General features: G+C 36.4%; 30 protein-coding genes. 19 read left to right on the forward strand and 11 right to left on the reverse strand.

Translation table 11 applies throughout. The features are described from left to right. Window positions 1-31 precede the first annotated feature (31 nt). Complete coding sequence (locus AB9K26_RS12280; RefSeq protein WP_369972851.1) at window positions 32-2,869, reverse strand: WD40/YVTN/BNR-like repeat-containing protein; 2,838 nt, start codon at window positions 2,867-2,869, stop codon at window positions 32-34. A gap of 101 nt (window positions 2,870-2,970) precedes the next feature. Here AB9K26_RS12280 and AB9K26_RS12285 point away from each other — a divergent pair, with 101 nt between their 5' ends. From AB9K26_RS12285 to AB9K26_RS12300, 4 genes are all read left to right on the forward strand, one after another. Continuing rightward, entirely contained in the window at window positions 2,971-4,263 is a 1,293-nt protein-coding gene (locus tag AB9K26_RS12285) for an aminopeptidase P family protein (RefSeq protein WP_369972852.1), read from the forward strand. 1 nt (window position 4,264) lies between these two features. After that, window positions 4,265-5,041 carry an alpha/beta fold hydrolase gene (locus AB9K26_RS12290; protein ID WP_369972853.1) on the forward strand — a complete coding sequence of 259 codons (777 nt, stop codon included), beginning with the start codon at window positions 4,265-4,267 and terminating at the stop codon, window positions 5,039-5,041. A gap of 61 nt (window positions 5,042-5,102) precedes the next feature. Further along, window positions 5,103-5,366, forward strand: coding sequence for a hypothetical protein (locus AB9K26_RS12295; protein ID WP_369972854.1), 264 nt, complete (start codon window positions 5,103-5,105; stop codon window positions 5,364-5,366). 79 nt (window positions 5,367-5,445) lie between these two features. Then, the gene (locus AB9K26_RS12300; protein ID WP_369972855.1) at window positions 5,446-5,724 is read left to right on the forward strand and encodes a hypothetical protein; all 279 of its coding nucleotides are present in this window, start codon (window positions 5,446-5,448) and stop codon (window positions 5,722-5,724) included. Here the strand turns inward: AB9K26_RS12300 and thiL are convergent. Then, on the reverse strand, window positions 5,705-6,757 hold the full coding sequence (gene thiL / locus AB9K26_RS12305) for a thiamine-phosphate kinase (protein WP_369972856.1): 1,053 nt from the start codon (window positions 6,755-6,757) through the stop codon (window positions 5,705-5,707). The genes AB9K26_RS12300 and thiL overlap by 20 nt on opposite strands. A 156-nt stretch (window positions 6,758-6,913) precedes the next feature. Between thiL and AB9K26_RS12310 the strand changes: the two genes are divergently transcribed. The 13 genes from AB9K26_RS12310 (at window position 6,914) to AB9K26_RS12370 (ending at window position 16,755) form a co-directional block, all read left to right on the forward strand. After that, window positions 6,914-7,144 (forward strand): hypothetical protein, encoded by a 231-nt coding sequence (locus AB9K26_RS12310; protein WP_369972857.1) that lies wholly within the window; start codon window positions 6,914-6,916, stop codon window positions 7,142-7,144. 162 nt (window positions 7,145-7,306) lie between these two features. After that, window positions 7,307-7,636 (forward strand): HesB/IscA family protein, encoded by a 330-nt coding sequence (locus AB9K26_RS12315; RefSeq protein WP_369972858.1) that lies wholly within the window; start codon window positions 7,307-7,309, stop codon window positions 7,634-7,636. 9 nt (window positions 7,637-7,645) lie between these two features. Continuing rightward, window positions 7,646-9,094, forward strand: coding sequence for a Fe-S cluster assembly protein SufB (sufB, locus tag AB9K26_RS12320; RefSeq protein ID WP_369972859.1), 1,449 nt, complete (start codon window positions 7,646-7,648; stop codon window positions 9,092-9,094). Window positions 9,095-9,116: 22 nt separating this feature from the next. Then, on the forward strand, window positions 9,117-9,554 hold the full coding sequence (locus AB9K26_RS12325; protein WP_369972860.1) for a hypothetical protein: 438 nt from the start codon (window positions 9,117-9,119) through the stop codon (window positions 9,552-9,554). Window positions 9,555-9,564: 10 nt separating this feature from the next. Next, complete coding sequence (gene sufC / locus AB9K26_RS12330) at window positions 9,565-10,320, forward strand: Fe-S cluster assembly ATPase SufC (RefSeq protein WP_369972861.1); 756 nt, start codon at window positions 9,565-9,567, stop codon at window positions 10,318-10,320. A gap of 21 nt (window positions 10,321-10,341) precedes the next feature. Beyond that, the gene (sufD, locus tag AB9K26_RS12335) at window positions 10,342-11,655 is read left to right on the forward strand and encodes a Fe-S cluster assembly protein SufD (protein WP_369972862.1); all 1,314 of its coding nucleotides are present in this window, start codon (window positions 10,342-10,344) and stop codon (window positions 11,653-11,655) included. A gap of 24 nt (window positions 11,656-11,679) precedes the next feature. Then, complete coding sequence (locus tag AB9K26_RS12340) at window positions 11,680-12,282, forward strand: outer membrane beta-barrel protein (protein ID WP_369972863.1); 603 nt, start codon at window positions 11,680-11,682, stop codon at window positions 12,280-12,282. After that, window positions 12,283-13,497 carry an aminotransferase class V-fold PLP-dependent enzyme gene (locus AB9K26_RS12345; protein ID WP_369972864.1) on the forward strand — a complete coding sequence of 405 codons (1,215 nt, stop codon included), beginning with the start codon at window positions 12,283-12,285 and terminating at the stop codon, window positions 13,495-13,497. Between the two features lie 51 nt (window positions 13,498-13,548). After that, entirely contained in the window at window positions 13,549-14,361 is an 813-nt protein-coding gene (locus tag AB9K26_RS12350) for an META domain-containing protein (protein ID WP_369972865.1), read from the forward strand. Between the two features lie 52 nt (window positions 14,362-14,413). Then, window positions 14,414-14,836, forward strand: coding sequence for a SufE family protein (locus AB9K26_RS12355; protein WP_369972866.1), 423 nt, complete (start codon window positions 14,414-14,416; stop codon window positions 14,834-14,836). A gap of 1 nt (window position 14,837) precedes the next feature. Then, the gene (locus tag AB9K26_RS12360) at window positions 14,838-15,161 is read left to right on the forward strand and encodes a DUF59 domain-containing protein (protein WP_369972867.1); all 324 of its coding nucleotides are present in this window, start codon (window positions 14,838-14,840) and stop codon (window positions 15,159-15,161) included. A gap of 5 nt (window positions 15,162-15,166) precedes the next feature. After that, on the forward strand, window positions 15,167-15,676 hold the full coding sequence (locus AB9K26_RS12365; protein ID WP_369972868.1) for a DUF2480 family protein: 510 nt from the start codon (window positions 15,167-15,169) through the stop codon (window positions 15,674-15,676). A gap of 143 nt (window positions 15,677-15,819) precedes the next feature. Then, window positions 15,820-16,755, forward strand: a complete 936-nt coding sequence (locus AB9K26_RS12370; RefSeq protein ID WP_369972869.1) for a DUF3078 domain-containing protein — start codon at window positions 15,820-15,822, stop codon at window positions 16,753-16,755. Window positions 16,756-16,827: 72 nt separating this feature from the next. On the opposite strand, the gene AB9K26_RS12375 is transcribed toward AB9K26_RS12370, so the two are convergent. Together AB9K26_RS12375 and AB9K26_RS12380 are read right to left on the reverse strand one after the other, a co-directional pair. After that, window positions 16,828-17,520 (reverse strand): tetratricopeptide repeat protein, encoded by a 693-nt coding sequence (locus tag AB9K26_RS12375; protein ID WP_369972870.1) that lies wholly within the window; start codon window positions 17,518-17,520, stop codon window positions 16,828-16,830. A 68-nt stretch (window positions 17,521-17,588) separates the two neighbouring features. Then, window positions 17,589-18,419, reverse strand: coding sequence for an SDR family NAD(P)-dependent oxidoreductase (locus AB9K26_RS12380; RefSeq protein ID WP_369972871.1), 831 nt, complete (start codon window positions 18,417-18,419; stop codon window positions 17,589-17,591). A 92-nt stretch (window positions 18,420-18,511) separates the two neighbouring features. On the opposite strand from AB9K26_RS12380, the gene AB9K26_RS12385 reads away from it, so the two are divergent. Further along, window positions 18,512-18,985 carry a CBS domain-containing protein gene (locus AB9K26_RS12385; protein ID WP_369972872.1) on the forward strand — a complete coding sequence of 158 codons (474 nt, stop codon included), beginning with the start codon at window positions 18,512-18,514 and terminating at the stop codon, window positions 18,983-18,985. 4 nt (window positions 18,986-18,989) lie between these two features. Here the strand turns inward: AB9K26_RS12385 and AB9K26_RS12390 are convergent, their stop codons facing one another. From AB9K26_RS12390 to AB9K26_RS12400, 3 genes are read right to left on the reverse strand one after another with little or no spacing between them, the layout of a single operon-like run. Then, on the reverse strand, window positions 18,990-19,676 hold the full coding sequence (locus tag AB9K26_RS12390) for a hypothetical protein (RefSeq protein WP_369972873.1): 687 nt from the start codon (window positions 19,674-19,676) through the stop codon (window positions 18,990-18,992). Window positions 19,677-19,723: 47 nt separating this feature from the next. After that, entirely contained in the window at window positions 19,724-20,074 is a 351-nt protein-coding gene (locus AB9K26_RS12395) for a hypothetical protein (RefSeq protein WP_369972874.1), read from the reverse strand. Window positions 20,075-20,085: 11 nt separating this feature from the next. Next, window positions 20,086-20,733 carry a fused MFS/spermidine synthase gene (locus AB9K26_RS12400; protein WP_369972875.1) on the reverse strand — a complete coding sequence of 216 codons (648 nt, stop codon included), beginning with the start codon at window positions 20,731-20,733 and terminating at the stop codon, window positions 20,086-20,088. A 167-nt stretch (window positions 20,734-20,900) separates the two neighbouring features. Between AB9K26_RS12400 and AB9K26_RS12405 the strand changes: the two genes are divergently transcribed. Continuing rightward, the gene (locus AB9K26_RS12405) at window positions 20,901-21,233 is read left to right on the forward strand and encodes a single-stranded DNA-binding protein (protein ID WP_369972876.1); all 333 of its coding nucleotides are present in this window, start codon (window positions 20,901-20,903) and stop codon (window positions 21,231-21,233) included. A gap of 113 nt (window positions 21,234-21,346) precedes the next feature. On the opposite strand, the gene AB9K26_RS12410 is transcribed toward AB9K26_RS12405, so the two are convergent. Genes AB9K26_RS12410 through AB9K26_RS12425 form a run of 4 tightly spaced genes read right to left on the reverse strand, consistent with a single transcriptional unit; the run spans window position 21,347 to window position 25,203 of the window. Then, on the reverse strand, window positions 21,347-22,468 hold the full coding sequence (locus AB9K26_RS12410) for an ABC transporter permease (RefSeq protein ID WP_369972877.1): 1,122 nt from the start codon (window positions 22,466-22,468) through the stop codon (window positions 21,347-21,349). A 1-nt stretch (window position 22,469) separates the two neighbouring features. After that, a complete protein-coding gene (locus tag AB9K26_RS12415) occupies window positions 22,470-23,576 on the reverse strand; it encodes an ABC transporter permease (protein ID WP_103050464.1) in 1,107 nt (368 codons plus the stop codon). After that, on the reverse strand, window positions 23,573-24,301 hold the full coding sequence (locus tag AB9K26_RS12420; protein ID WP_369972878.1) for an ABC transporter ATP-binding protein: 729 nt from the start codon (window positions 24,299-24,301) through the stop codon (window positions 23,573-23,575). Before AB9K26_RS12420 ends, AB9K26_RS12415 begins: the two co-directional genes overlap by 4 nt. Next, on the reverse strand, window positions 24,301-25,203 hold the full coding sequence (locus AB9K26_RS12425; RefSeq protein ID WP_369972879.1) for an ABC transporter ATP-binding protein: 903 nt from the start codon (window positions 25,201-25,203) through the stop codon (window positions 24,301-24,303). The genes AB9K26_RS12420 and AB9K26_RS12425 overlap by 1 nt, the downstream gene beginning before the upstream one ends.

The following is a 25,203-nucleotide window of genomic DNA, read 5'->3' on the forward strand; positions in this document are numbered from 1 at the left end:
GTTTTTTTCTTATAACTTAAAATGGAAAAAATTATTTCACAACCAAAGTTGTTTCCTTGCCGTCTAAAGCGATTTTATAGTTTCCTTCCGGAAGGTAATACTTTCCATTTTGAGCTTTGGAAACATCTACACTTGTATTTTCTTTCATAAGTGCCTTTTTGCCTTTTTCAGTTAACGTTAAATCAAAATCGGTATAGTTGAACCCTTTGTCAGCAGTCACTTTTACTTCGTTCAGAAGGGTTCCTTTTTCAGACAGGATTTTCATGGTTTTTTCACCTGAAGTATTGCTGTAAAATGCAATTTCAATTTCTGGTTCATAGGCATCATACCATTTGCCCCAAGAACTTCCCCATCTTGAGGAATACCTTACAGGATCAACTTCAAAAAGAGTTATGGCGTCCGATTGAATCTTTGGGTTCATCATCTGAAGTTCAGAAATATCCGTTTTATAAATACTCCTTCCGTGCGTTCCGAGGAGTAAATCCTTCGCCTCAGGTTGAATAACTATATCATGAACGGCAACATTTGGTACCCCTTTGCTGAACACTTCCCAAGATTCCCCTTGATTAAAGGACACATAAGCGCCATTGTCAGTGCCTAAGTATAAAATGTTTTCATTTTCAGAATCTTCACGAATCACGTTTACAGGAGACGCTGGAATATTCGAACTGATGTCTTTCCATGTTTGTCCGTAATCCTCACTCATATAAGCATACGCCTTAAAATCATCCCAACGGTAACCATTCAAGGTCAAATAAACACGCTCTTTTTTATGTTGCGATGCAATCACTCGACTTACCCATAAATCTTTCGGTAAACCTCCGGAAATATTAGTCCAATTTCCACCCGTATTTTTGGTCACATATACCAGTCCGTCGTCACTTCCAGTGTAAATCAAACCAAATTGAAACGGACTTTCACTTATGGAAGTTAACGTGCCATAGGCGACATTTCCTTTTTTTCCACCATTGGTCAAATCATCACTAATGGCTGTCCAATCTTCACCTTGATTCATGGAGCGCATGAGTTTATTTCCTCCCAAGTATAAAATATCCTGATTATGTGGTGACAACAAGATTGGGGTTTGCCAATTAAAGCGGTACGGATTTTCACCTAATTCATGTTTCGGCTGGATATAGGTGGCATCATCGGTGTTTACGTCTATTCGATAATAATTTCCGAACTGATAGCCTGTATATACAATATTTGGATGGCGTTTGTCTATTTGAATTTGCATTCCGTCGCCTCCCATAATCCCTTTCCAAGGATATTGACCTTGCTGGTGCCAACTTCTGTCTTCACTAGCATTGTGAGCTCCCATCCAAACACCATTGTCTTGTAAACCACCATACACATTATACGGTTTTTGATGATCTATATTGATGGCATAAAACTGTCCGACCGAAGGCGAATTGTTCTTAATCCATGTTTCACCATCATCATAAGTGATGTTAACACCACCATCGTTTCCATTAACCAAATGGTTTGGGTTTTTAGGGTTGATCCAAAGCGCATGATGATCGGCATGCACATTTTCAGCACTGATTGAGCTAAAGGTTTTTCCGCCGTCTTTAGATTTCAGGATGGGAACACCATAAATGTAAATATGATCTTGATTGGCAGGAGACACATAAATATGCCCAAAATAGTAGCCATAGCTATAATAAATATCATCCAGATAATCGTCATGGGTTTTCTTCCAAGTGGTTCCGCCATCTGTACTTTTATACACTTCAGCACCAATCACAGGTGTATCGAATAACATTGAATTGGCATCTTCAAGGTATTTCGCCAAATCTATTGGTTTGGCATTACCACTGCGCACCATTTGTTTAACATTTTCTGCTCTGTATTTTTCCTGAAAACCATTGGTCTTTAAAAAGGCATTTAGTTTTTTGTCATCTAGGTTTAAGAAGGCATCAACAGACATGGTTTTGAAGTCCTCTTTTGTCAAACCTTTTGAGTCTCCTTTTTTATCTTCGGAAGGTCTTCTAAATTGATTGTCATGAATGGCATAAATGAGATTGTCATCGTAAATCGCCAATCCGATTCTTCCAACACCAGTTCCAGTTGGAAATCCACTGTTTTCAGTCGATACTTTTGTCCAAGTGTCTCCAGCATCAGTACTTTTGTAAATCGCCGAATTGTTTCCGCTGCCATCAAAATTCCAAGCCTTTCGGTCTTTGGTCCAAGATGCTGCAAACATGGTGTTGAAGTTATTAGGGTTCACTTGCACATCAATGATGCCACTGCTATTATCAACGAACAATTTTTGCGACCAAGTTTTTCCGCCATCAGACGTTTTATAAATGCCGCGTTCGTTATTAGGTGAATACAAATGACCAGTTACACCAACCACAACTTCATCAGGATTATTCGGGTTAATGAGAATACGACCAATATGATGCGAATCTTGTAAACCCATATTTTGCCAAGTCTTTCCGTTATCGGTAGATTTTAGGATGCCAATACCGGCATAACTCGAACGCGAACTGTTGTTTTCACCTGTTCCGACCCAAATGGTTCCATTTTTCCAATCAACCGCAATATCACCAACATTTTGGGTATTTGATGTATCCAAAATTGGCGTAAATGAAGTTCCGTTATTTGTGGTATGCCAAACGCCACCTGAAGCATAACCCACATAAAATTCAGTTGGGTTTTCAGGATTGACATCAAGGTCAACTACGCGTCCGCTCATGATAGTCGGACCAATATTTTCGAAGGCAACATTTTTGACAAGAGAGTTTTTCGTTAGAGCTTCTTTTTGCTGAAGTGCCTTTGTAATGGTTTCAGCTGGAGTAGCTGGTTGTTGCGCAAAGAGTATTGAGCTGAAAAGGAGTATTAGAAGGGAATAGTGTTTTAACATTGTGATCGTTTTTTATGAGCCTAAAGATAATAAATATTGGCAAGCTCTTCATTAAAGATTTCGCTTTAGAAATGTTATCTTTACCTACTAAAATTTTCACCATGAAATACGATAAAATAGACAAAACCCTCTTTATAAAAAACCGCAAAAATTTTGCAGCTCAGATGCAACCAAACAGTTTAGCGGTTTTTAATTCCAATGACATTTATCCGATAAGTGCCGACAGTACGATGCCCTTTCAACAGCATCGTGATATTTTCTATTTGAGTGGTGTGGATCAGGAAGAGAGCATTTTGGTTATTTTCCCTGATTGTCTGAATGCCAAGCATCGCGAGATTTTATTTCTGAAGGAGACCAACGACCATATAGCTGTTTGGGAAGGTGAAAAACTGACTAAGGAAGCTGCTTTTGAAACCTCTGGTATTAAAACGGTGTATTGGTTACAGGACATGGAAAAAATCATGTTTGAACTGATGACTCAATGTGACACGGTTTATATCAATACTAATGAACACTATCGCGCCAATGTAGAAACGGAAACCCGTGAAGACCGTTTTACGAAATGGTTAAAGGATAAGTATCCAGCGCATTCGGTGGCCAAGAGTAATCCGATTTTACAACGCTTACGTTCGGTGAAAGATCCAATCGAATTGGAGCTCATGCAAATCGCTTGCAACATTACCGAAAAAGGCTTTCGTCGTGTGCTCGACTTTGTGAAGCCAGGCGTTTGGGAATACAATATTGAAGCCGAGTTTATGCACGAGTTTTTGAACAACCGTTCGAAAGGCTTTGCCTATACACCAATTATCGCTTCTGGAAACAATGCCAATGTGTTGCATTATATTGAAAACAATCAAGAATGTAAAGCAGGTGATTTGATCCTTATTGACGCAGGTGCCGAATATGCTAACTATGCCAGTGATATGTCACGGACGATTCCAGTGTCTGGTAAATTTACCAAGCGCCAAAAAGACGTGTACAACGCGGTAAATCGTGTGAAGAACGAAGCCACTAAAATGCTCGTTCCAGGAACCATTTGGTCGGTGTATCATGTTGAGGTTGGCAAGCTGATGACTTCGGAATTGTTAGGATTAGGTTTATTGGACAAAGCCGATGTTCAAAATGAAAATCCGGATTGGCCAGCTTATAAAAAGTATTTTATGCATGGCACAAGTCATAATATTGGTTTGGACACCCACGATTATGGCATTTTAACTGAACCGATGAAAGCCAATATGGTCTTTACGGTGGAACCTGGCATTTACATTCCAGATGAAGGTTTTGGCATTCGTTTGGAAGACGATGTGGTGATTCAAGACTCTGGCAAACCGTTTAACTTGATGCGAAATATCCCAATTGAAGCGGAGGAGATTGAAGCGTTGATGAACTCTTGATATGACTCTAACCCACAAAAACATTCCAGTCTATTATACCGATGAAGGTCAAGGCACGACTATGGTTTTGCTCCATGGCTTTTTGGAAAACAGCAGCATGTGGAACGACTTAAAAACAGAATTGACACCAAACTATCGTTTGGTTTGTATCGATTTGTTGGGTCACGGACAAACGGGTTGTTTGGGTTATGTGCATACCATGGACGAGATGGCTGAAACCGTAAAAGCAGTGTTAGACGAACTCAAGATTAAACGCTGTACCTTGTTTGGGCATTCCATGGGAGGCTATGTGGCTTTGGCATTTGCAGATTTGTTTCCAAAATATTTGGAAGGCCTGAGTTTGGTGAATTCCACGCCTGCAGCAGACAGTGAAGAGCGTAAAACCAATCGTGATCGTGCTATTGAAGCGGTAAAGCAAAATCACAAGACTTTCGTTCGGATTTCTGTGGCCAATCTCTTTGCGCCTTATAATAAAGACAACTTTGCCGAGGCTATCGAAAATGTCATTCAAGAAGCTTTGCAAACACCTGTTCAAGGTATCGTAGCTGCTCTGGAAGGTATGAAATCAAGACCAAATCGAACACATGTTTTGAAATCCTTGCCTGTGAAGAAGCAACTTGTTATCGGACAACATGATCCGGTTTTAAACTATGATGAGGTGATGAGTCAGGTTCAAGATATTGATATGATTATTGATGAATTTCCAGATGGACATATGAGCCATATTGAGAACAAAGAAGAATTTACGTACAAAATAAAACGCTTTATCGAAAAATAATTCCCTTTGTCGTTTTATTTACATTTTTTTTCTAAGTTAGTCATCCCCAAATCCGACAACCATGAAAACAACTACAACTTCTTCAAGCCCATTACGGTTTTATTGCGACATTTTTGGGCACAATTACGAAATGACAAAAAAGGTGACATCACATGTTAAGGAATATACCTGCAAGTGTTGTAAGCGTCAACTGACCACTAATAGTAACGGTAAACTTACTGAGCTCACACCTAAGTATCAGGAAATCAACTCCATTTTAGAGAAAATTTACACGCGTCGAATGATGCGTTTAAAGAACAAAACGCTCACTTCATCGATTTATTAAGGTGCAAAAAGGGTTAATAATTTGGTTTTCAATATATTTAGATGAATCCATCTGAAGTAATAACTAAATTTAACCTAAAGTGAAAAACATCTACTGTTCGTTTTTTGGACATCAGTTTGAGGTGTCAAAAAACATTACGTATCACGTTAAAGAGTACAAGTGCTCCCACTGCAAAGCACAAATGACCACTAATGGTAAAGGGCATCTAACGCCATTAACACCAAAATACAAGGAAATTAATTCGGTTTTGGAACGCATTCACAACAGTCGAATGTCTAGAAAACTAAAGCAAGGGAAAGAGATTTTGGTTAGTGAAAATCGAGAAATTTTATTAGATTTTACTCCTCATTTTTCATAGCATTCCAACCTTGCGCAGTTATAGGAATTGCCTGTTCACCTCTAGTGATCAAGTGCATACCTCTATCTTTTTCAGTAATAAAACCAATAACGGTTAAATTTGGATTTCCTTTGATTTTAGGATAGTCTTCTTGGGAAATCGTCATCAACAATTCATAATCCTCACCTCCATTTAAGGCAATCGTCGTGCTGTCAATTTCAAATTCCTCACAGGTGGAAATCACTTGAGGATCCAACGGTATCTTGTTTTCATACAACTCTACACCAACCTCACTTTTCGTACACAAATGCATGATTTCAGAAGACAATCCATCACTGATATCAATCATAGATGTGGGTTTCACCTCCAATGCCTTTAACAACTCCACAATATCCTTTCGTGCTTCAGGCTTTAATTGACGCTCAATAATATAGGTATACATGCTGAGATCAGGTTGGTTTTGCGGATTCACTTTAAAAACTTCCTTTTCACGTTCCAAAACCTGCAATCCCATATAAGCTGCACCAATATCTCCTGAAACGACCAATAAATCGTTAGGTTTTGCTCCAGAACGTAATACCACATCTTCCTTTTCAACTTCACCAATGGCAGTGACTGAAATGATCAATCCTTTATTGGAAGAAGTTGTGTCGCCTCCAACCACGTCAATATTGTAGAGTTTTGCAGCAGTTTCAATGCCAGCATATAAATCCTCAAGGGCTTCCAAAGGAAAGCGATTCGACACCGCAATCGACACCGTAATTTGAGTCGCATTGGCATTCATGGCATACACATCAGAAAGATTGACGATTACAGCTTTATAACCCAAATGCTTTAAAGGCATATAACTCAAATCAAAATGCACGTGCTCGACCAATAAATCGGTTGTCACTACGATGTGCTTGTTCTTAAAATTGAGCACAGCAGCATCATCTCCAATACTGGTAAGAGTAGACTTGTGTTTGATATCAAAATTTTTGGTAAGATGGTCAATCAAACCAAATTCACCTAGATGCTCTAAGGATGTGCGTTGCGGATTTTTATCTTCTAACATGCTGCAAAAATAAGTATGTTTTTTGAAGCCAACACATATTTGATTAGAATTCGGTAGAGAAACGTATTTATTTTGTGCATTTCATCGAAAAAATAAGTATTTCAACTTGATTTCAAAATGATTTTCCTAAGTTAGAATCCCCAAATTAACCTACTTATGAAAACAATCCCTACAAGTGAGCTGTCTTGCTCTGTGTTTGGCCATAATCTGGAACGTGTTTCTAAATATTCCAGTGAGTTGGTTTGTAAAACTTGCCACTCAAAAGTATCTGTTGACCAAACAGGTAAATTTGACACCCTTCCCGTGAAAAATCAAGAATTAAAAACAGCTCTAAGGCAATTGTTTCTACTTCAAAACAGGTTATCAAATAGAGAGTTTTCAATTTAATTTATTTGTAGCGTACTTTCTTCTTTTTAAGTGAATTGCATTCGCTTCTTTCTTCATAAAGCTATTCTATGCTGATATTTGCTAATATAATGTTAGGAAATATGGTTTAAGCCTAGATATACCTTATATTTGCAATCTATTTAGATTAAATCTATAAAAGAAATGATTAAAGTTTCTGAAACAGCTAAAAAGAAAGTTGCTGAACTCATGTCTGAAGACGGGTTTGATAGTGCTACCGACTACATTCGAGTGGGTGTGAAAAGTGGTGGTTGTTCTGGTTTGTCATACGATCTTAAATTCGACAAGGAACAAAAGGAGGATGATAAGGTTTTTGAAGACAATGGCATCAAAATTATTGTGGACAAGAAAAGCTTTTTATATCTCATAGGAACCACACTTGAATACTCAGGCGGACTCAACGGTTCTGGTTTTGTGTTTAACAACCCGAATGCCAATAGAACTTGTGGTTGTGGCGAATCATTTTCACTTTAAAACTACGTTATGTCGAAATATACTGAAGACGATTTAAGAGAAGAATTAAAAACCAAGGAATACGAGTATGGATTTTATACTGATATAGAATCCGACACCTTTCCTGTGGGTTTAAATGAAGAGATTGTTATTGCGATTTCCAAAAAGAAGGAAGAACCAGAATGGATGACAGAATGGAGATTGGAAGCGTTTCGTGGTTGGCAAGAAATGGTTGAGCCAGATTGGGCAAACGTGAATTACAAAAAACCTGATTTTCAAGCCATATCTTATTATTCTGCACCAAGTAAAAAGCCTAAATACGAAAGTTTAGATGAGGTCGATCCAGAATTGCTGGAAACTTTCAACAAGCTTGGTATTTCATTGGACGAACAAAAGAAATTGGCAGGTGTCGCTATGGATGTTGTGGTCGATTCTGTTTCTGTTGCAACAACGTTCAAGAAAACCTTGGCTGAAAAAGGCATCATATTTTGCTCTATCAGTGAAGCGATTAAAGAGCATCCAGAATTGGTCAAAAAATACATTGGAACTGTTGTGCCTCGTAAAGATAATTTTTATGCAGCTTTAAATTCTGCTGTATTTAGCGATGGAAGTTTTTGTTACATTCCAAAAGGCGTCAGATGCCCAATGGAATTATCGACGTATTTTCGAATCAACCAAGCTGGAACAGGTCAATTTGAAAGAACCTTGGTCATTGCCGATGAAGGCAGTTATGTGAGTTACTTGGAAGGCTGTACAGCACCAAGTCGTGATGAAAATCAGTTGCACGCAGCAGTTGTGGAATTGATTGCATTGGATCATGCTGAAATCAAATATTCAACCGTTCAAAACTGGTATCCTGGTGATAGTGAAGGAAAAGGCGGCGTTTATAACTTTGTAACCAAACGCGGACTTTGTGAGACGAATGCCAAAATTTCTTGGACTCAAGTTGAAACAGGTTCTGCAATCACTTGGAAGTATCCAAGTTGTGTGTTAAAAGGTGATAATTCCGTTGGTGAATTTTATTCGATTGCGGTTACCAATAACATGCAACAAGCCGATACAGGAACCAAAATGATTCATTTAGGAAATAATACCAAATCAACTATTATCTCCAAAGGAATTTCAGCAGGAAAATCCCAAAACTCATATAGAGGATTGGTTCAAGTAAGTCCTAGAGCAAACAATGCACGTAATTTTTCGCAATGCGATAGTCTTTTGATGGGAAATAGTTGTGGCGCTCATACATTTCCGTATATAGAAGCGAATAACAAAACAGCTCAAATTGAGCACGAGGCAACCACAAGTAAGATTGGTGAGGACCAAATCTTTTATTGTAATCAAAGAGGCATCGACACTGAAAAAGCCATCGCTTTAATCGTGAATGGGTTTAGTAAAGAGGTATTAAATAAATTACCAATGGAATTTGCGGTGGAAGCCCAAAAGTTGTTGGAAATTAGTTTGGAAGGTTCCGTAGGATAATTAAGATTTAAAGAAGCAGCACATGAAAAAGTCCGTTATCGTTTTACTGGTTATGATTGTTTTTACAGCTTGTAAAAATGAAGCTAAAAAAATAGAAGATACTGATTTAAAAACTGAGAATACCATTCCTGAAAACGTAAAGACAGCGAAACAAAATGATGGTCTGACACTTTTTTCAGGGCAGTTCGTATATTTTGCCGATGCTGCTGTATTGCAAACCAAAAATGATGTTTACGGAGTCATCATCAACGAAAAGATGCATGAGTTGGATTCAATGGCAAAACCGTTTAAAGTAGATCCAACAGATTATGTAACGGTTCAATTAAGAGGGAAAATTATTCCTAAGCCAAAAGATGAAGAAGGCTGGCCTTACAGAATTGACATCAAGGAAATCGAAAGTGTAAAAAAATACGAATCAAAGGATAACGAAGTAATAAAACTGAGTAATACGACAGAATAAAAGATAAGATATGTTATTGAAAATAAATGATCTGCACGCAAGTGTTGAAGACAAAGCCATATTAAAGGGAATTAACCTTGAGGTTAATCCAGGTGAAGTTCACGCCATTATGGGACCAAACGGTTCTGGTAAAAGTACGTTGGCATCAGTCATTGCAGGAAAGGAAGAATATGAAGTTGAAAAAGGCGATATTCTATTGGATGGAGAGAATATCAACGAGCTAGCACCTGAAGAGCGCGCTCATAAAGGCATCTTTTTGTCATTTCAATATCCTGTAGAAATCCCTGGAGTTTCTGTAACCAATTTTATGAAAACAGCCATCAACGAATCACGCAAGGCTCAAGGACTTGAAGACATGCCTGCGAATCAGTTGTTAAAGCGTATTCGTGAAAAATCTGAAATGTTGGAAATTGATCGCAAGTTCTTATCACGTTCTATTAACGAAGGGTTTTCAGGAGGAGAGAAAAAGCGTAATGAAATCTTTCAAATGGCGATGTTAGAACCAAAATTGGCTATTTTGGACGAAACGGATTCAGGCTTGGATATCGATGCCTTGCGTATTGTTGCAGAAGGTGTCAATAAGTTGAGAAGTAAAGACAATGCGATTATCGTCATTACACATTACCAACGCTTATTGGAACATATTGTTCCAGACTTTGTACACGTTTTACACAATGGAAAAATTGTAAAATCTGGAACCAAGGAATTAGCTCTAGAACTTGAAGAAAAAGGCTACGATTGGATTAAGGAGAAAGTGAAGGCTTAAATTACAGAAACAGATTTAAAAATGGAGTTAAAAGATAAATTGGTATCGTCATTTATGGCATTTGAAAATCAGGTGGATGTTGATGCGCCTGTGCACGATGTGCGTTCTGAAGCCATAAAGATGTTTGAAGACTCAGGGTTTCCTACAAAACGCGATGAAGCCTGGAAATACACATCATTGAAAAGTGTTTTAAAACACGATTACAGTGTGTTTCCTAAAAAGGAAAGCGCATTAGAATATCGCGATGTAAAGAAATACTTCATTCACGATATCGATAGCTATAAAATTGTGTTTGTCGACGGGAAGTATTCTTCGTATTTATCTCAAACCACACACGACGGAATAGATGTATGCCTAATGTCTGCTGCTCTGACAAAACCAAAATACCGATTGGTCATTGAAAATTATTTCAATAAAGCCGCAACAAAAGACAGCTTATCATCCTTAAACACGGCATTTTCTCAAGAAGGTGCTTACATTCATATTCCTAAGAATAAACTGGTTGAAAAGCCAATACAGATCATTCACTTATCAACAGGAAATGAAGCGGCTTTAATGTTACAACCTCGCAACTTGATCGTGGTTGATGAAAACTCCCATGTTCAAATTATTGAACGTCATCAAAGCTTGACAGATAACCCTGTTCTAACCAATAGTGTTACTGAAATCTTTACCAATAAGCGCGCGATTGTTGACTATTATAAAATTCAAAACGACCGACAATCGGCATCTTTGATTGATAATACATTTGTAAAACAAAAGAGAGAAAGTCTAGCTTCGGTTCATACGTTTTCTTTTGGTGGAAAATTAACACGTAACAATCTTAATTTCTATCAGGAAGGCGAACGTATCGATTCTACCTTAAAAGGGGTAACCATTATTGGTGACAAACAACATGTAGATCACAACACATTGGTACACCATATTGAACCAAATTGTGAAAGTCACCAAGACTACAAAGGTATTTTTGGCGATAGTGCTACTGGTGTTTTTAATGGAAAGATCTATGTAAATAAAGAAGCTCAAAAAACCAATGCCTTTCAATCTAATAACAACATTCTCTTAAGTGATAAGGCATCGATTAACACCAAACCACAATTGGAGATTTTTGCTGATGATGTCAAATGTTCCCATGGTTGTACCATTGGGCAATTAGATGAAAGTGCCATGTTCTACATGCGCTCCAGAGGAATTCCTGAAAAAGAAGCCAAAGCCTTGTTGATGTTTGCCTTCAGTAATAATGTTTTGAACTCAGTAAAGATTCCTGAGATCAAACAACGTATCACCAAAATTATTGCCAATAAACTAGGAGTGAACTTAGGTTTCGATTTATAATTACAACTCTATTATTTTAGCGTAATGAAAAAGGTATTATTCTTAATTGCTGTTGTTTTTTCTACTTCTTTTTATGCTCAAGAATTGTCCTATGGAGTGTATTTAGGTTCTAATTTTTACAGAATGCCAATAAAAGGCGACTTGGATAGTCGTGGTGGACAAGCACCTTTAAATTTAGGGCTTTTCGGAAGTGTACAAATTAATGAAAGTTCGGGAGTACATCTTAATGCGTTTTATGGAAAAGCAATTGAAGGAAGCTTCTCTTCTGATGATGGCAACATTTTTATTGATAAAATAGAAGTCAACAAAATAACAACACAATTACTCTATAAATATCATGTTAAGAAGACTTATAATCAAGGGTTTTATTTATTGCTTGGTCCAAGACTGAGTTTTGTTTCAAATGCTGAAGGGAAGCAAGATGGGTTGGATTATTCTGAGTTATATGAAAAGGTGAATTTTGGGATTTCTGGTGGTTTCGGGTTTACTTTTTTAAAACATCTTGACGGACAAGTTATTTTAGATTATGGCTTACCTAGCACAATCGATTTTGGAAAATTTAAATCCAGTACAATTGGTGCCTATTTGAATATCTTAATAGATATTGAATCGATAATCAAAAATTAAATGTTTCCTATACACGACATTCGAAAAGACTTTCCAATACTTCATAGAGAAGTGAATGGTAAACCTTTAGTGTATTTCGATAATGCGGCAACTTCGCAAACACCACAACAAGTCATTGATGTTATCGTAGATTATTATTCCAATCACAATGCTAATATCCACAGAGGTGTTCATACATTGAGCCAAGAGGCTACTGACTTATATGAGCAAGCGAGGCAAAAGATTCAAAATCATTTCAATGCGAAACATAGCCATGAAATCATCTTAACTTCAGGAACAACGCACGGAATTAATCTTGTAGCGAATGGTTTTTCGGAGTTACTAACTGAAGGTTATGAGGTCATTGTTTCGGCTTTAGAACATCACAGTAATATTGTGCCTTGGCAAATGCTATGTGAACGTACTGGTGCGCAATTGAAAGTGCTTCCTATGCTTGAAGACGGAACGCTTGATATGGTAGCATACAACAAACTTCTTTCAGAGCGTACAAAATTGGTGTTTGTCAACCATATTTCCAACGCATTGGGAACTATCAATCCAATTGAAACTATTATTGCAAAAGCACATGAAGTTGGAGCTGCTATTCTTGTTGATGGTGCTCAGGCTTGTCCGCATTTGGTGCCAGATGTTCAAGCTTTGGATGTAGACTTCTACGTAGCTTCAGCTCATAAAATGTGTGGACCAACAGGAGTTGGAATGCTTTACGGAAAAGAATCTTGGTTAAAACAATTACCACCTTATCAAGGTGGTGGTGAGATGATTTCAGAGGTAACTTTTGAGAAAACCACCTATGCCGATTTACCTCATAAATTTGAAGCGGGAACGCCAAATATTTGTGGTGGTATCGCCTTTGGAGCAGCTTTAGATTATATGAATGCCATTGGTTTTGAAAATATAGCTGCTTATGAAAACGAGTTGCTAAATTACGGTACAGAACAATTGCTTCAAATTGATGGATTGAAAATTTATGGGACCTCACAACAGAAAACATCAGTTATTTCCTTTAACCTTGAAGGCATTCATCCTTATGATATTGGAACCATTTTAGATAAAATGGGAATCGCTGTTCGTACTGGCCATCATTGTGCGCAACCTATAATGGATTTCTACAATATTCCAGGAACAGTGCGAGCCTCCTTTGCATTTTATAATACCAAGGCAGAAATAGATGCTTTGGTTGAAGGGGTTAAAAAAGCAAAAATGATGCTATCTTAAACTTTGGCTTCTTTTTTGTAATATTATATTCAAACTATAACATACTAAGCCATGAAATACCTTGCAATAATTATAAGTGTCTTTGTCTTGAAGTCTTGTGGCAGTACTCAAGATGTGGCTGCAGTTTCAAATTCCCAAAGTATGACAAACAACCAAACGCTATCTGGTGAATTCAAGGTCAAATCACTTGAAGATTTTAATATTGAAAAACCATTGACACTAAACTTCGACACTGAAAAAAATAGTGTTTCGGGATTTTCAGGCTGTAATCGCTTTGTTGGATCTTATGAAGCAAAAGGGAATAGCATTTCATTTTCTCAAATAGCCGTGACAAAAATGCTTTGCCAAGACGAAGCCAATAGTATTGAGCAAGCTTTTTTAGAAAAATTATCCAAGATTAATGCGTTTGAATTTTCAGACCATGGATTGAAGCTTTTGAACGACAAGGACGTCTTGCTTCAAGCGCAATCTGAAATACTGGAAAGGTCAATTCAAACCGAAGATTTATCGATTAGCTATAAAGCGACAACTCGAGGCTTTTTTGAACAGATTTGGGTTGAAGGCTCACAATTGAAGGTTACAAATGATAGATCTCTTAATGAAGTTAGTACTTATGATATTCCTGAAGATATGCTTGAAGAGCTCAAAACTGCCTATGCTCAATTGGATGTAAAGACAATTCCTTCTTTTGAGCCACCTTCTAAAAAATTTGCCTATGATGGTGCAGCCATGGCAACTCTAGAAGTGCAATCTGAAGACGCTTCGTATGTTTCAAATATCTTCGACCATGGAAATCCACCAAAAGCTTTCGAAGAACTTGTTAATATACTGTTATCCATAAAGGAAAAAATGGTTAAACCGTAGAGATGTTGTATTTTTGTGAATCGATTAAGGACTATATTTAATAAGACTTATAATGACGATTTCAGAGATAAAAGAAGAGATTATTGATGAGTTTGCTATGTTTGATGATTGGGAAGAACGTTATCAATACATGATTGACCTTGGGAAAACTTTACCTCTTATAGATGAAAAATATAAGACCGATGACCATATTATTAAAGGTTGTCAAAGTAAGGTTTGGGTTCATGCAGAACTTAAAGATGACAAAATTGAATTTACGGCAGATAGTGATGCTATCATCACAAAAGGAATTATTGCGATTTTGATTCGTGTGTTTTCAAACCAGCATCCAAAAGATATTATTGAAGCAGACACAGATTTTATTGATCAAATTGGATTAAAAGAACATTTATCACCTACCAGAGCCAATGGCCTGGTAAGTATGATCAAACAACTAAAGATGTATGCCATTGCATACCAAACACAATTGAATTAGTATGGAAACAACGATAGATACAAATGCTTTGGGAGAAAAGATAGTAAGGGTTTTAAAAACCATTTACGATCCAGAAATCCCTGTCGATATATATGAATTGGGTTTAATTTATGATGTGTTTGTCAATGAGGATTACGAAGTAAAAATCTTAATGACTTTAACCACTCCAAATTGTCCAGTTGCTGAAACCTTACCTTTGGAAGTTGAGGAAAAAGTAAAATCCCTGAACGATGTCAAATCGGCTGAAGTTGAAATTACTTTCGATCCGCCTTGGAGTCAAGATTTGATGAGTGAAGAAGCTAAACTAGAATTGGGAATGCTTTAAATTATATGGCAGAAGAGATTGTAAATAGAGTAACTCAAAGTCAGTTAGTCGTGATTGACCTTGAAGATTATTATCCGATAGGAAAACGCATTAATCTTGATATTAAAGACTGGCTTTATGAAGGTTTGGTGCTTCGTGAAAAAGACTTTAGGCAATTAGTCGCATCACATGATTGGTCTCAGTATCAAGACCAGTATGTGGCATTGACTTGTTCTACAGATGCCATTGTGCCTATTTGGGCTTATATGTTGATAACGCTCGAAGTATCAAAGTATGCAAAAAAGACAATCATTGGCAATCTAGAAACTTTGGAATCCTCTATTTTTCAAGATGTAATCAATAAGCTTGATGTTGATTTGTATAAGGATAAGCCTATAATTATTAAAGGTTGTGCAGATAAGCCTGTTCCTCAAAATGCCTATGTATTACTTTCTGAAAGGTTAAAACCTGTCGCGCGTTCGATTATGTATGGTGAGGCTTGTTCTTCAGTACCACTTTTCAAAAGAAAAAAGTAAACTCAAAAAACATGTGACCTTCGTTTTAAGGTTGTGTCTAAATCTCAGTCTGAAAGAAACTAAAATGATATAATTTATTAGCGTTCAAAATGCTATTGAATTATATTTGCAATTAATAATCAAATATTTAAACCTAAAAAAACATGACAAAACGATTACTTTTAATGGCAATAATGATGTTGTCAATGACTCTTGGATTTGCCCAAACCAAAGAAGAATTGGAAGCTCAAAAAGCAGAAAAGCAAGCAGTAGCTGATGCCGCACAAAAAGAAGCAGATGCAATCCAAGCACAAATAGATGCCTTACCAGGTTGGAGAGTTGGTGCTTTTGGTGTGATTGGTGGAAGTTTGTCAAATTTCAACAATTGGTACGCACAAGGTGCTCCTAATAACTCTTCTGGAAACATTGGAGTTACTGTTAATGGCTATGCTAATTTAATTGAAGAGAAGTTCTTCTGGAGAAATGCATTGACTGCTAATTTAAATTGGGTGAAACTTGACAACAAAGACACCGATTTAGATGATGACGATTTCAATCCGACGACAGATGTCTTTAACTTGTCCTCTTTATATGGACGTAACCTTAGTGAAAAATTAGCCGTTTCTGGATTAATGGAATACAGAACGACTTTATTGGATAACTTCAATGACCCTGGTTATCTGGATGTTGGTGTTGGTATCACTTGGTTGCCAATTAAAGACATGATTGTTGTAATTCATCCATTAAACTACAACTTTGTTTTTGCTGATAATGATGCTGTATTTGAATCATCTTTGGGAGCTAAAATCATGGCAGATTATACAAGAAAAATTGGAGCTATTAACTTTAAAACCAATTTATCTGCTTTCCAAAGTTATGAAAGCGGAGATTTGTCAAACTGGACTTGGACAAACTCATTTAGCTACACCTTATGGAAAATGATTGGTGTTGGTTTTGATTTTGGTCTAAGAAACAACAAACAGGAAGCTTTAAATTATGCTTTGGCTACGTTTGATGGAAATGGAGACACACCAACGTTTGGAAACATCGACAACGATTTACAAAGTTACTGGACGATCGGATTGAGCTATAAGTTTTAATTCAATTTAGACATTATATAAAAAAGCCTTTTGAAAATTCAAAAGGCTTTTTTTATGAACGTGATTTGAGTTTTATTCTTTCTTTGGATTCTTTTTTGCCAATAGCGCTTCTTTAGTCAAATTAGCTAAGTTGAAATTCGGACTTAATTTAATAGACTCGTCAATCAAGCCAATGGCCTGATCTAAATTGTCATTTTGATTCATATTGTAAACAACTAAAGCTTTCAAATAAGTTAAAGCCGCTTTCATAGGCACTTCATAAGGACGTTGTGTTTCATAATAAGCCTTTTTCATTCCTTCCTTAACATTAGATAAACCATAATCTACGCTGGCTTTCGCTCCTGCCAAATCGTTGGTTTGTATCTTGAGATCAGCAATTTCATAAGCTAAATACGCATTAGGTTGCTTTTTGAATAACACCTCATAGAAAACAAGCGCACGTTTTGGTTGATTCAATGCTTTCAATGCCAAAGCCTTCACTTCTGTATTGATATTTGAATCTGTAGCATTATTGTCAATACCAATCGTGTTTAAGGCTTCCAGATTTCGTCCTTCAGACACATAAATATAAGCCAAGGTATCCAATCTTTGCTGACTAGGTTCTAGAACATTCAAATGCGTCATGGCGTTGATAACACCTTGAATATCACCTTGTGATTTCATTTGCTGATAATAAGCTTCAAAATGTTTGAGAAGTTCAGATTTGGTCTGAGCCATCATGCTCATTGAGGACATAAATACAATTAAAACAAGTACTTTTTTCATTATCTTTATCGATTTTAATGGGTCAAAACTAAAAAAATAAACAGAATAGCCTCTTAAAAAGTTCCTAATTATTCAAGTACAACCTTGAACTCATATCCCAAAACACGTGCCAGTTTTGAACCATCAATTATTTTACCTTTACTTTCTGAAGTTGTATCAAAGTGTGGTAAGGGTATATGTAACCTTTTGCAAACAGCAGTATAGTAGGTTGATTTATTTGGATGAGGTGTTGTTGAGGCATTGAAAACTGTATTCCAGCAGTTCTGTTCAATGATATTTTCTATAATTGAAATACAATCATCAAGATGAATGAGATTTACAGGAGCTTTTCCGTTTTTAAGGTTTGATTTTCCTGACAGATATTTTGCGGGATGTCGATCTTTTCCGAACAAACCAGCAAAACGAATGACCGTTGTATTAAAGTTAGAATTCTCTAGAAACAATTGCTCTGCGGCGACAAGTTGCAGTGCCGATTTAGAAGCTGTCGATGTAGGATTATTTTCATTAATTAACGGAAACGGGAAACCATCATCATAAACCGAAGTAGAACTTATAAAGATGATGTTTTTTACGGTTGAAGCTTCAACAAAAGGAATCATGGACTTCAGTTTAGAAACATAATCGTCGTTCGGGTTTTTCCGAAATCCTGGAGGAATATTTAAAATAAGAGTATCACAATCTGAAAGTCCAAATTCAAGGTTTCCACTCACACCTTCTGAAGTCAGTTCCAAAATAAAAGGAATAATTCCATAAGATTTTAGTGCTGCCAATTTACGTTCTGAAGTAGTTGATCCCTTTATTTGAGTTCCATTTTTTAAAAAGAGCTTCGCTAAAGGAAGGCCTAACCATCCGCAACCAATAATGCAAATCTGTTGTTTTAATTCAGGATTTTTTATCATTGATGAAATGTACAAATTATTCAACGGATTTTAAGGTTAGTATAATTCACTTATTTTCAGTAACTTTAAGTTCATCGTAAAAGTAATTGGTTATGGGCATTAAAAGTTTTCAAGGCGCTAGAAAGCAACAACAGCAACAAAATACAATAGAAGCACCCGCTTTTAGAGTAAGTGATTTTATGACTACAGATTTAATCACATTCAAACCTGAGCAATCTGTAGAGGAAGTGATTCAAACACTGATAAAGAACAAAATCTCTGGTGGTCCAGTTGTGAATAATAATAATGAATTGGTTGGCATTATTTCAGAAGGCGATTGTTTAAAACAGATTAGTGAAAGCCGTTATTACAATATGCCAATGGAACAACATACGGTCGAGAATCGAATGGCTAAGAATGTTGAGACCATCGATGGCAATATGAATGTATTTGATGCAGCAAACAAGTTTCTAGAATCTAAAATTAGACGTTTTCCAATTGTAGAAAATGGAAAATTGGTTGGACAAATAAGCCAGAAAGACATTTTAAAGGCAGCCATTCAGCTTAAAGGACAAAACTGGAAATAACAGTTTATAGGTTTCTTTTATTTAAAACTTCAGGAAGATCGGTTATGATGAGTTTTTGCTTATCACTACTTACCAATGTGGCTATTTTAGAGTAAGGATATTCTGGAATCGGTTCTGAAAGTGTTTTCCATTTAGCGATACCAGCTACGGTTACCATTTCTCCAATCTCAATAATGCCTTCCTTATAACGCAATCGTTTGTTAAAGCCAAAAAAGTTTTCGGGATTGATGTTGTAGCGGTTAAAAACGCGTCTTAATTCTGGTGTAGGATCGTTGAACGCGCCTGAATTTTGGGTGCTGTCCTTAACCAAGAAACAAATATAATTACTGTTATCTTCTGTTGGATTTACAATTACAAAATCAGTATCAGTTTGCACAAAAAACTCATGGCATTGTTCGTCCACTATCAAAGTTTTCCAACGAGAACTTTTACCAGAGCTTACTTTTTGCTCTATGGTGATTTGATAGAATACACATTTACGATTGGAGAAAGGTGCTATCAAAGGCTCTTTGACATGCAAAGCTTTGCCTGAAACTTTTGAAAGCTCGTTGGTTTTTAAACTAGAAGCAGGTTTGTGAGGAATTTTCTTTAAGGTTCTAATGATAACATTTTTGTTACTGAAATAGTAGGACAAGGATACAATGAGTATAAAGGCAACAGCAAATATGATTAAAACAATAGGACCTTCCATTCTTAGGATTTACAATATTAGTTAGGGTTTGTAGAAATTAGTTACAATTAGTTCTCACGTTTCACTAAGGCAAAGTAATCGCCTTCTATTGGCAAATAACCTTGATCGTAGACAAAATAATAGATTTTACCTGCTTTAGTGGTATAGATACTGGTGAAGTAATTGAAGTCAAATCCCTTTTCAATAAGCTTCGCTCTTGAAACAGTTGTTTTTTGATCTGGATTTAACGCTTCAAGGATTCTGTAGTTTTTCCGTAACCAATTATTAGTGTTTCTAATCAGGTTTCTCTGGTCTTTGTTTTTGGAATTGTTATAGGAGTTTCTACAAGCATCACTGCAGAATTTCTTATCAATTCTTCCAACGATTTTTTCGCCACATTCGGGACATTTTCGTTCCATAATTCTATTATTTAATTTAAAGCATGTCCAATGACTAAGGTGTTTGTTTCATTGACCTTGTCATAGACAGCAACTTTATAGGTTTTGGTTTTCAAATAATTGATAAGTGTATTGAGAGCATTGCTCTTCTTTTCTTCAAGAGACGCATTGAATAAAAAACTCCCTTGGGTGGTTCGTAATTTGAGAAGCTGTTCCCAAAACGGAATTTCCAAAAACACTTTAGGGACATCAATATCAATAAACAGGTCTATAATGATCAAATCGTATTTTGAGGTATGCTCTTTTACAAAGGCTAAGGCATCTTGACAAATGATAGATGTTTTAGTGTCCTCATCGAGTTGGTATTCTGTTTTAGCAATGTCGATTACGACAGGATCAATATCAACAGCCGTAATCTTGTTTTTATAATTGAAGTCAGTTCTCAAGGTTTCGATTACCGAGCCTCCACCAAGTCCTAATAATAAGACAGATTGGACTTTTTCCAAATTCATTTGCTCCAGACCAAACTTTAATATGGCTTGTAAAGATCCATAGGAATAGTTTGCATTTTTACTGTTGAGGTGTTTTTTTCCATTGTACCAGGTAATTTCCAAGGTGTCACTGTAATCGGATTTGACTTTCCTTGTAATAGGATATAAATAACTGAGGTACTTGAGCATACCTCCAAAGTACAATAATTATTATCCATTTACAAACGGTTACAAACACTTACAAACGATATTAAATATGTAACAACCGAATATAATTTGCATCCCGATTCATATTTGCAGTGTCGAAACATAAGAACTCGATTCGTATTAACTGTTTAACATTAAAATTTAAAATTATGAGTACGCTTAGAAACAAAGTACAGTTGATTGGTAACTTAGGAAACGATCCAGAAATCGTAAAATTGGAATCAGGAAAAACCTTGGCAAAATTTTCCATAGCTACAAATGAAAGCTATAAAAATGCTGAAGGCGAAAAAGTCACTGACACGCAATGGCATAATGTAGTTGCTTGGGGAAAGACGGCTGAAATCATTGAAAAGTTTGTCACCAAAGGAAAGGAAATCGCCATTGAGGGCAAATTAACTAACCGCTCTTGGGATGATAATGATGGTAAGAAACATTATGTAACCGAAGTTGTTGTAAATGAGTTGCTAATGCTTGGAAAATAGTCTTTTAAGAGGCTATCATTTGATAGCCTCTATTTTTTGTGTTCTTACGTGTCTGTTTAAATCCTATTTCTTAAAAATCTTGTTGTTTCTATATTTGTTATTCTAATTAAGTTTTAACTTGTTTTTTTATAACTCCAAACTGCCAAACCGTTCATTACAATTGCATAGGCCAATGTTTTTATGGCTAAAGGAAGGATATCGGTAAAACCAGAGCCTTTAAGCATTACCATTCGTATGATTTCCACAAAATACTTCACAGGATTAAATTCCGTAAGTATCTGTGCCCATTTTGGCATACTTTCAATAGGTGTGAACAATCCACTCATCAATATGAATATCACTACAAAAAACCACGCAATAAACATAGCTTGCTGCTGTGTATCGGTGAAGTTTGAGATGAACAATCCCATTCCCAAAATCACCAATATGTAAACCGAAGTATAAGCATAGAGCAGCCCCAGGTTTCCTATCATAGGTACATTAAAAATAACTTTAGCTAGAATTAAACCAATGGTCAAAAGCCCCATAGCAAGAACCCAAAATGGAAATAGTTTGCCTATTATAAATTGATACTTTTTTATAGGCGTTACATTGATTTGTTCCAAGGTGCCTATTTCTTTTTCCCTAACAATGTTCATTCCAGATAAAAACAGGGTAATCATTGTAACAAGCAAAACCAAAATACCAGGCACCATGAATGTTTTATAGTTCAAGGTCTGATTGTACCAGAATAAAGGAATACTATCTATACTATTTGGTTTCTGTACAGAATCTGAAATCTGTATCAAATCCATCGCAATATTCTTGTTATAACTCTGTATGATTTGAGAGATGTAAACATTGATTACTCCCGCTGCTGAACCATCTATGGCATCAACAAACACACCTATTGCATTTGTTTTGTCTTTTTGTAAATCCCTTTCAAAATGCACTGGTATATTCAAGTAGGCATCTATTGTACCTTCCTGCATTGCTTGTGAAGCTTCCTTTTCTGAAGAAAATCTTTCTGAAACATTGAAATATGTCGAAGCTTGAAACTGCTCTATCAACCTTCTTGATATGCTACTGTTATCAGCATCAACATATCCAAATTGTATGTTTTTTATCTCGTAGGTCGCTGCATTGGATAAAATAATCAATTGTAGTACAGGCAAAATAAATATGATGGGTAGCATTCCTTTATTTCTAAAGATTTGCTTAAACTCTTTTCGTATGATGTAAAATATTATGCTCATCTTACTCCAATCTGATTTTATATTTTTTCACGCTTATACCTATAAACAATAACGTCATCAAAACAAGAATGGCCGTTTCTTTAAAAATGAAACCAATCCCAATGCCCTTTAGCATAATCCCTTTTACAATAATGATAAACCATTTTGCAGGTATAATGTTACTGATAACCTGAAGCGGTAAGGGCATACTACTTATAGGAAAAATAAATCCTGAAAGCAATATGGTGGGCAACATCAAGCCCATTAAGGAAATCATCATAGCGGTTTGCTGTGTTGCCGATATGGTTGAAATTAAAATCCCCAACGCCAATGATGTGATAATAAACAGCACACTTTCAATTCCTAAAAGGAACAAACTGCCATTTACGGGCACATTAAAGACGAAAATGCTCAACAACACAATAACAATGGCATTGATAACCGATAGGAATATGTATGGAAACACTTTGCCAATAATGACCTGAAAGGGTTTTAAAGGCGAGACCAATAATATTTCCATAGTACCCTGTTCTTTTTCCCTAGTTATAGAAATGGATGTCATCATTGCAGAAACTAACATCAAAATAACCGTCATCACACCAGGAACAAACATATAAACGCTTTTCAATTCGGCGTTATAAACCATTCTGCTTTGTGGTACAATTTGGTAATCTATGGTGGTATTCTTGTTTAGTTCTTGTTGATACTTTTTAAGTATGGCCGAAATATAATTACTGATGGTATTTGCCATATTAGGGTCTGTGGCATCGGTTAGCACCTGTACATTGGCCTGTTTTTCTTTAATAAGGTTGTTCCCAAAGTTGTTTTCAAATTGAAGCACGGCTTTTACCTTACCTTTTTTGAATATAGATTCTATCGATGATTCTTTTTGAATGATATCTACAATGCTAAAGTGTTTTGAAGCTGCAATTTTATTGATGATTTCTTTTGATGTCACATCATTGGCTTGGTCCAAAATGGCAATATTCACATTGTTGATTTCGTTGGTAATCGCAAAACCAAACAATAAAATTTGGGCTATTGGCATTCCAAACAATATAAACAGGGAACGTTTATCACGGAATATGTGATAAAACTCTTTTCGTACAAAACCTACAAATCGTTTCATCCTCTAGCTAGTTTTAAAAACACATCGTTCATTGTGTCCGTTTTATAATGCGCTTTCAATTTTTTTGGTGTATCAAGGGCTTCAATTTTACCATTGACCATTATGGAAACGCGGTCGCAGTATTCGGCTTCATCCATATAATGGGTTGTTACAAAAATGGTAGTTCCGTTGTGAGCGGCTTTGTATATCATTTCCCAAAACTGACGTCGGGTAATAGGGTCTACGCCTCCAGTCGGTTCATCTAAAAAAACAATTTTGGGGTCGTGCAACAAGGAAACCGAAAACGCCAATTTTTGTTTCCATCCCAAGGGCAGTGAACTCACAAGACTGTTTGCAACTTCCTGTAGCCCTAACTCGTCAACCAATTCACATCTTTTTCGGTCAATTTGTTTTTTAGATAGGCCATAAATTCCGCCAAAGAATGTGATGTTCTCTTTAATAGTCAAATCATCATACAAGGCAAATTTTTGACTCATATAGCCAATATTTTTCTTAATGGACTCGGCTTCTTTATAGACATCAAAACCGGCAACCGTCGCGGTTCCCGAAGTAGGAGAAGAAATCCCGATGAGCATTTTCATAGCTGTGGTTTTACCAGCACCATTGGCTCCCAAAAAGCCAAATATTTCCCCTGACTTTACCTGAAAACTTATTTGGTTTACCGCTGCAAAGTCCCCAAATAACTTGGATAAATCTTCTACTTGTATGACGTTCTTATCTTTCATTATTTCGCTAATTCCATAAAAGTATCTTCTATGGTGGGTTGGGTTTTTTCAATGTGAATATCCGTAAGGCCTTGGGATTCCAAATAGTCTTTTAAGCCTTCCCTGTCCATCAAGTCACGTTTATCGGTGTAGTGCACAAACTCTCCAAAAGGAAAAATACTATAAGTGTGTTCGTGATTTGTTAAACTCTCAATAAGGCCATACATATCATTAGCACTAATATTATATAAAGGTTTAGGGAAATGTCTGACTATAGCGTTTGGTGTATCAATTTGCAGGATTTTGCCATCTTGGATTAATGCAATACGGTCGCATAAAGCAGCTTCGTCCATATAAGGGGTAGATACCAGAATGGTGATGTCTTTTTTCTGTAACCGTTTAAGCATTTCCCAAAACTCCTTTCTCGACACTGGGTCCACACCAGTGGTAGGTTCATCCAAAAACAATACTTTTGGTTTGTGTATCAACGCACAGCTCAATGCCAGTTTTTGCTTCATTCCACCTGAAAGTTTTCCAGCGCGCCGTGTTTTAAAGGGCTCTATTTGCACATAAATATCCTTGACCAAATCGTAGTTTTCCTCGATGGTTGTTCCAAATATGGTAGCGAAGAAATTAAGGTTTTCCTCTACCGTCAAATCTTGATACAATGAGAAGCGTCCAGGCATATAGCCAACACTGTTTCTAATCGATTTGTACTCCTTAAGCACATCATAACCTGCTACCGTAGCTTGCCCTTTGTCTGCTATCAAAAGGGTAGTTAGGATGCGGAACAACGTAGTTTTTCCTGCACCATCAGGTCCTATAAGTCCAAAAAGTTCACCAGGTTTTACATCAAAAGAAATATCTGATAATGCGGTTACCTTACCATAGGATTTTGTTATGTTGGAAACAGAAATACCCAT

This window comes from Psychroserpens sp. XS_ASV72, assembly GCF_041224425.1.
Classification (GTDB): Bacteria; Bacteroidota; Bacteroidia; order Flavobacteriales; family Flavobacteriaceae; genus Psychroserpens.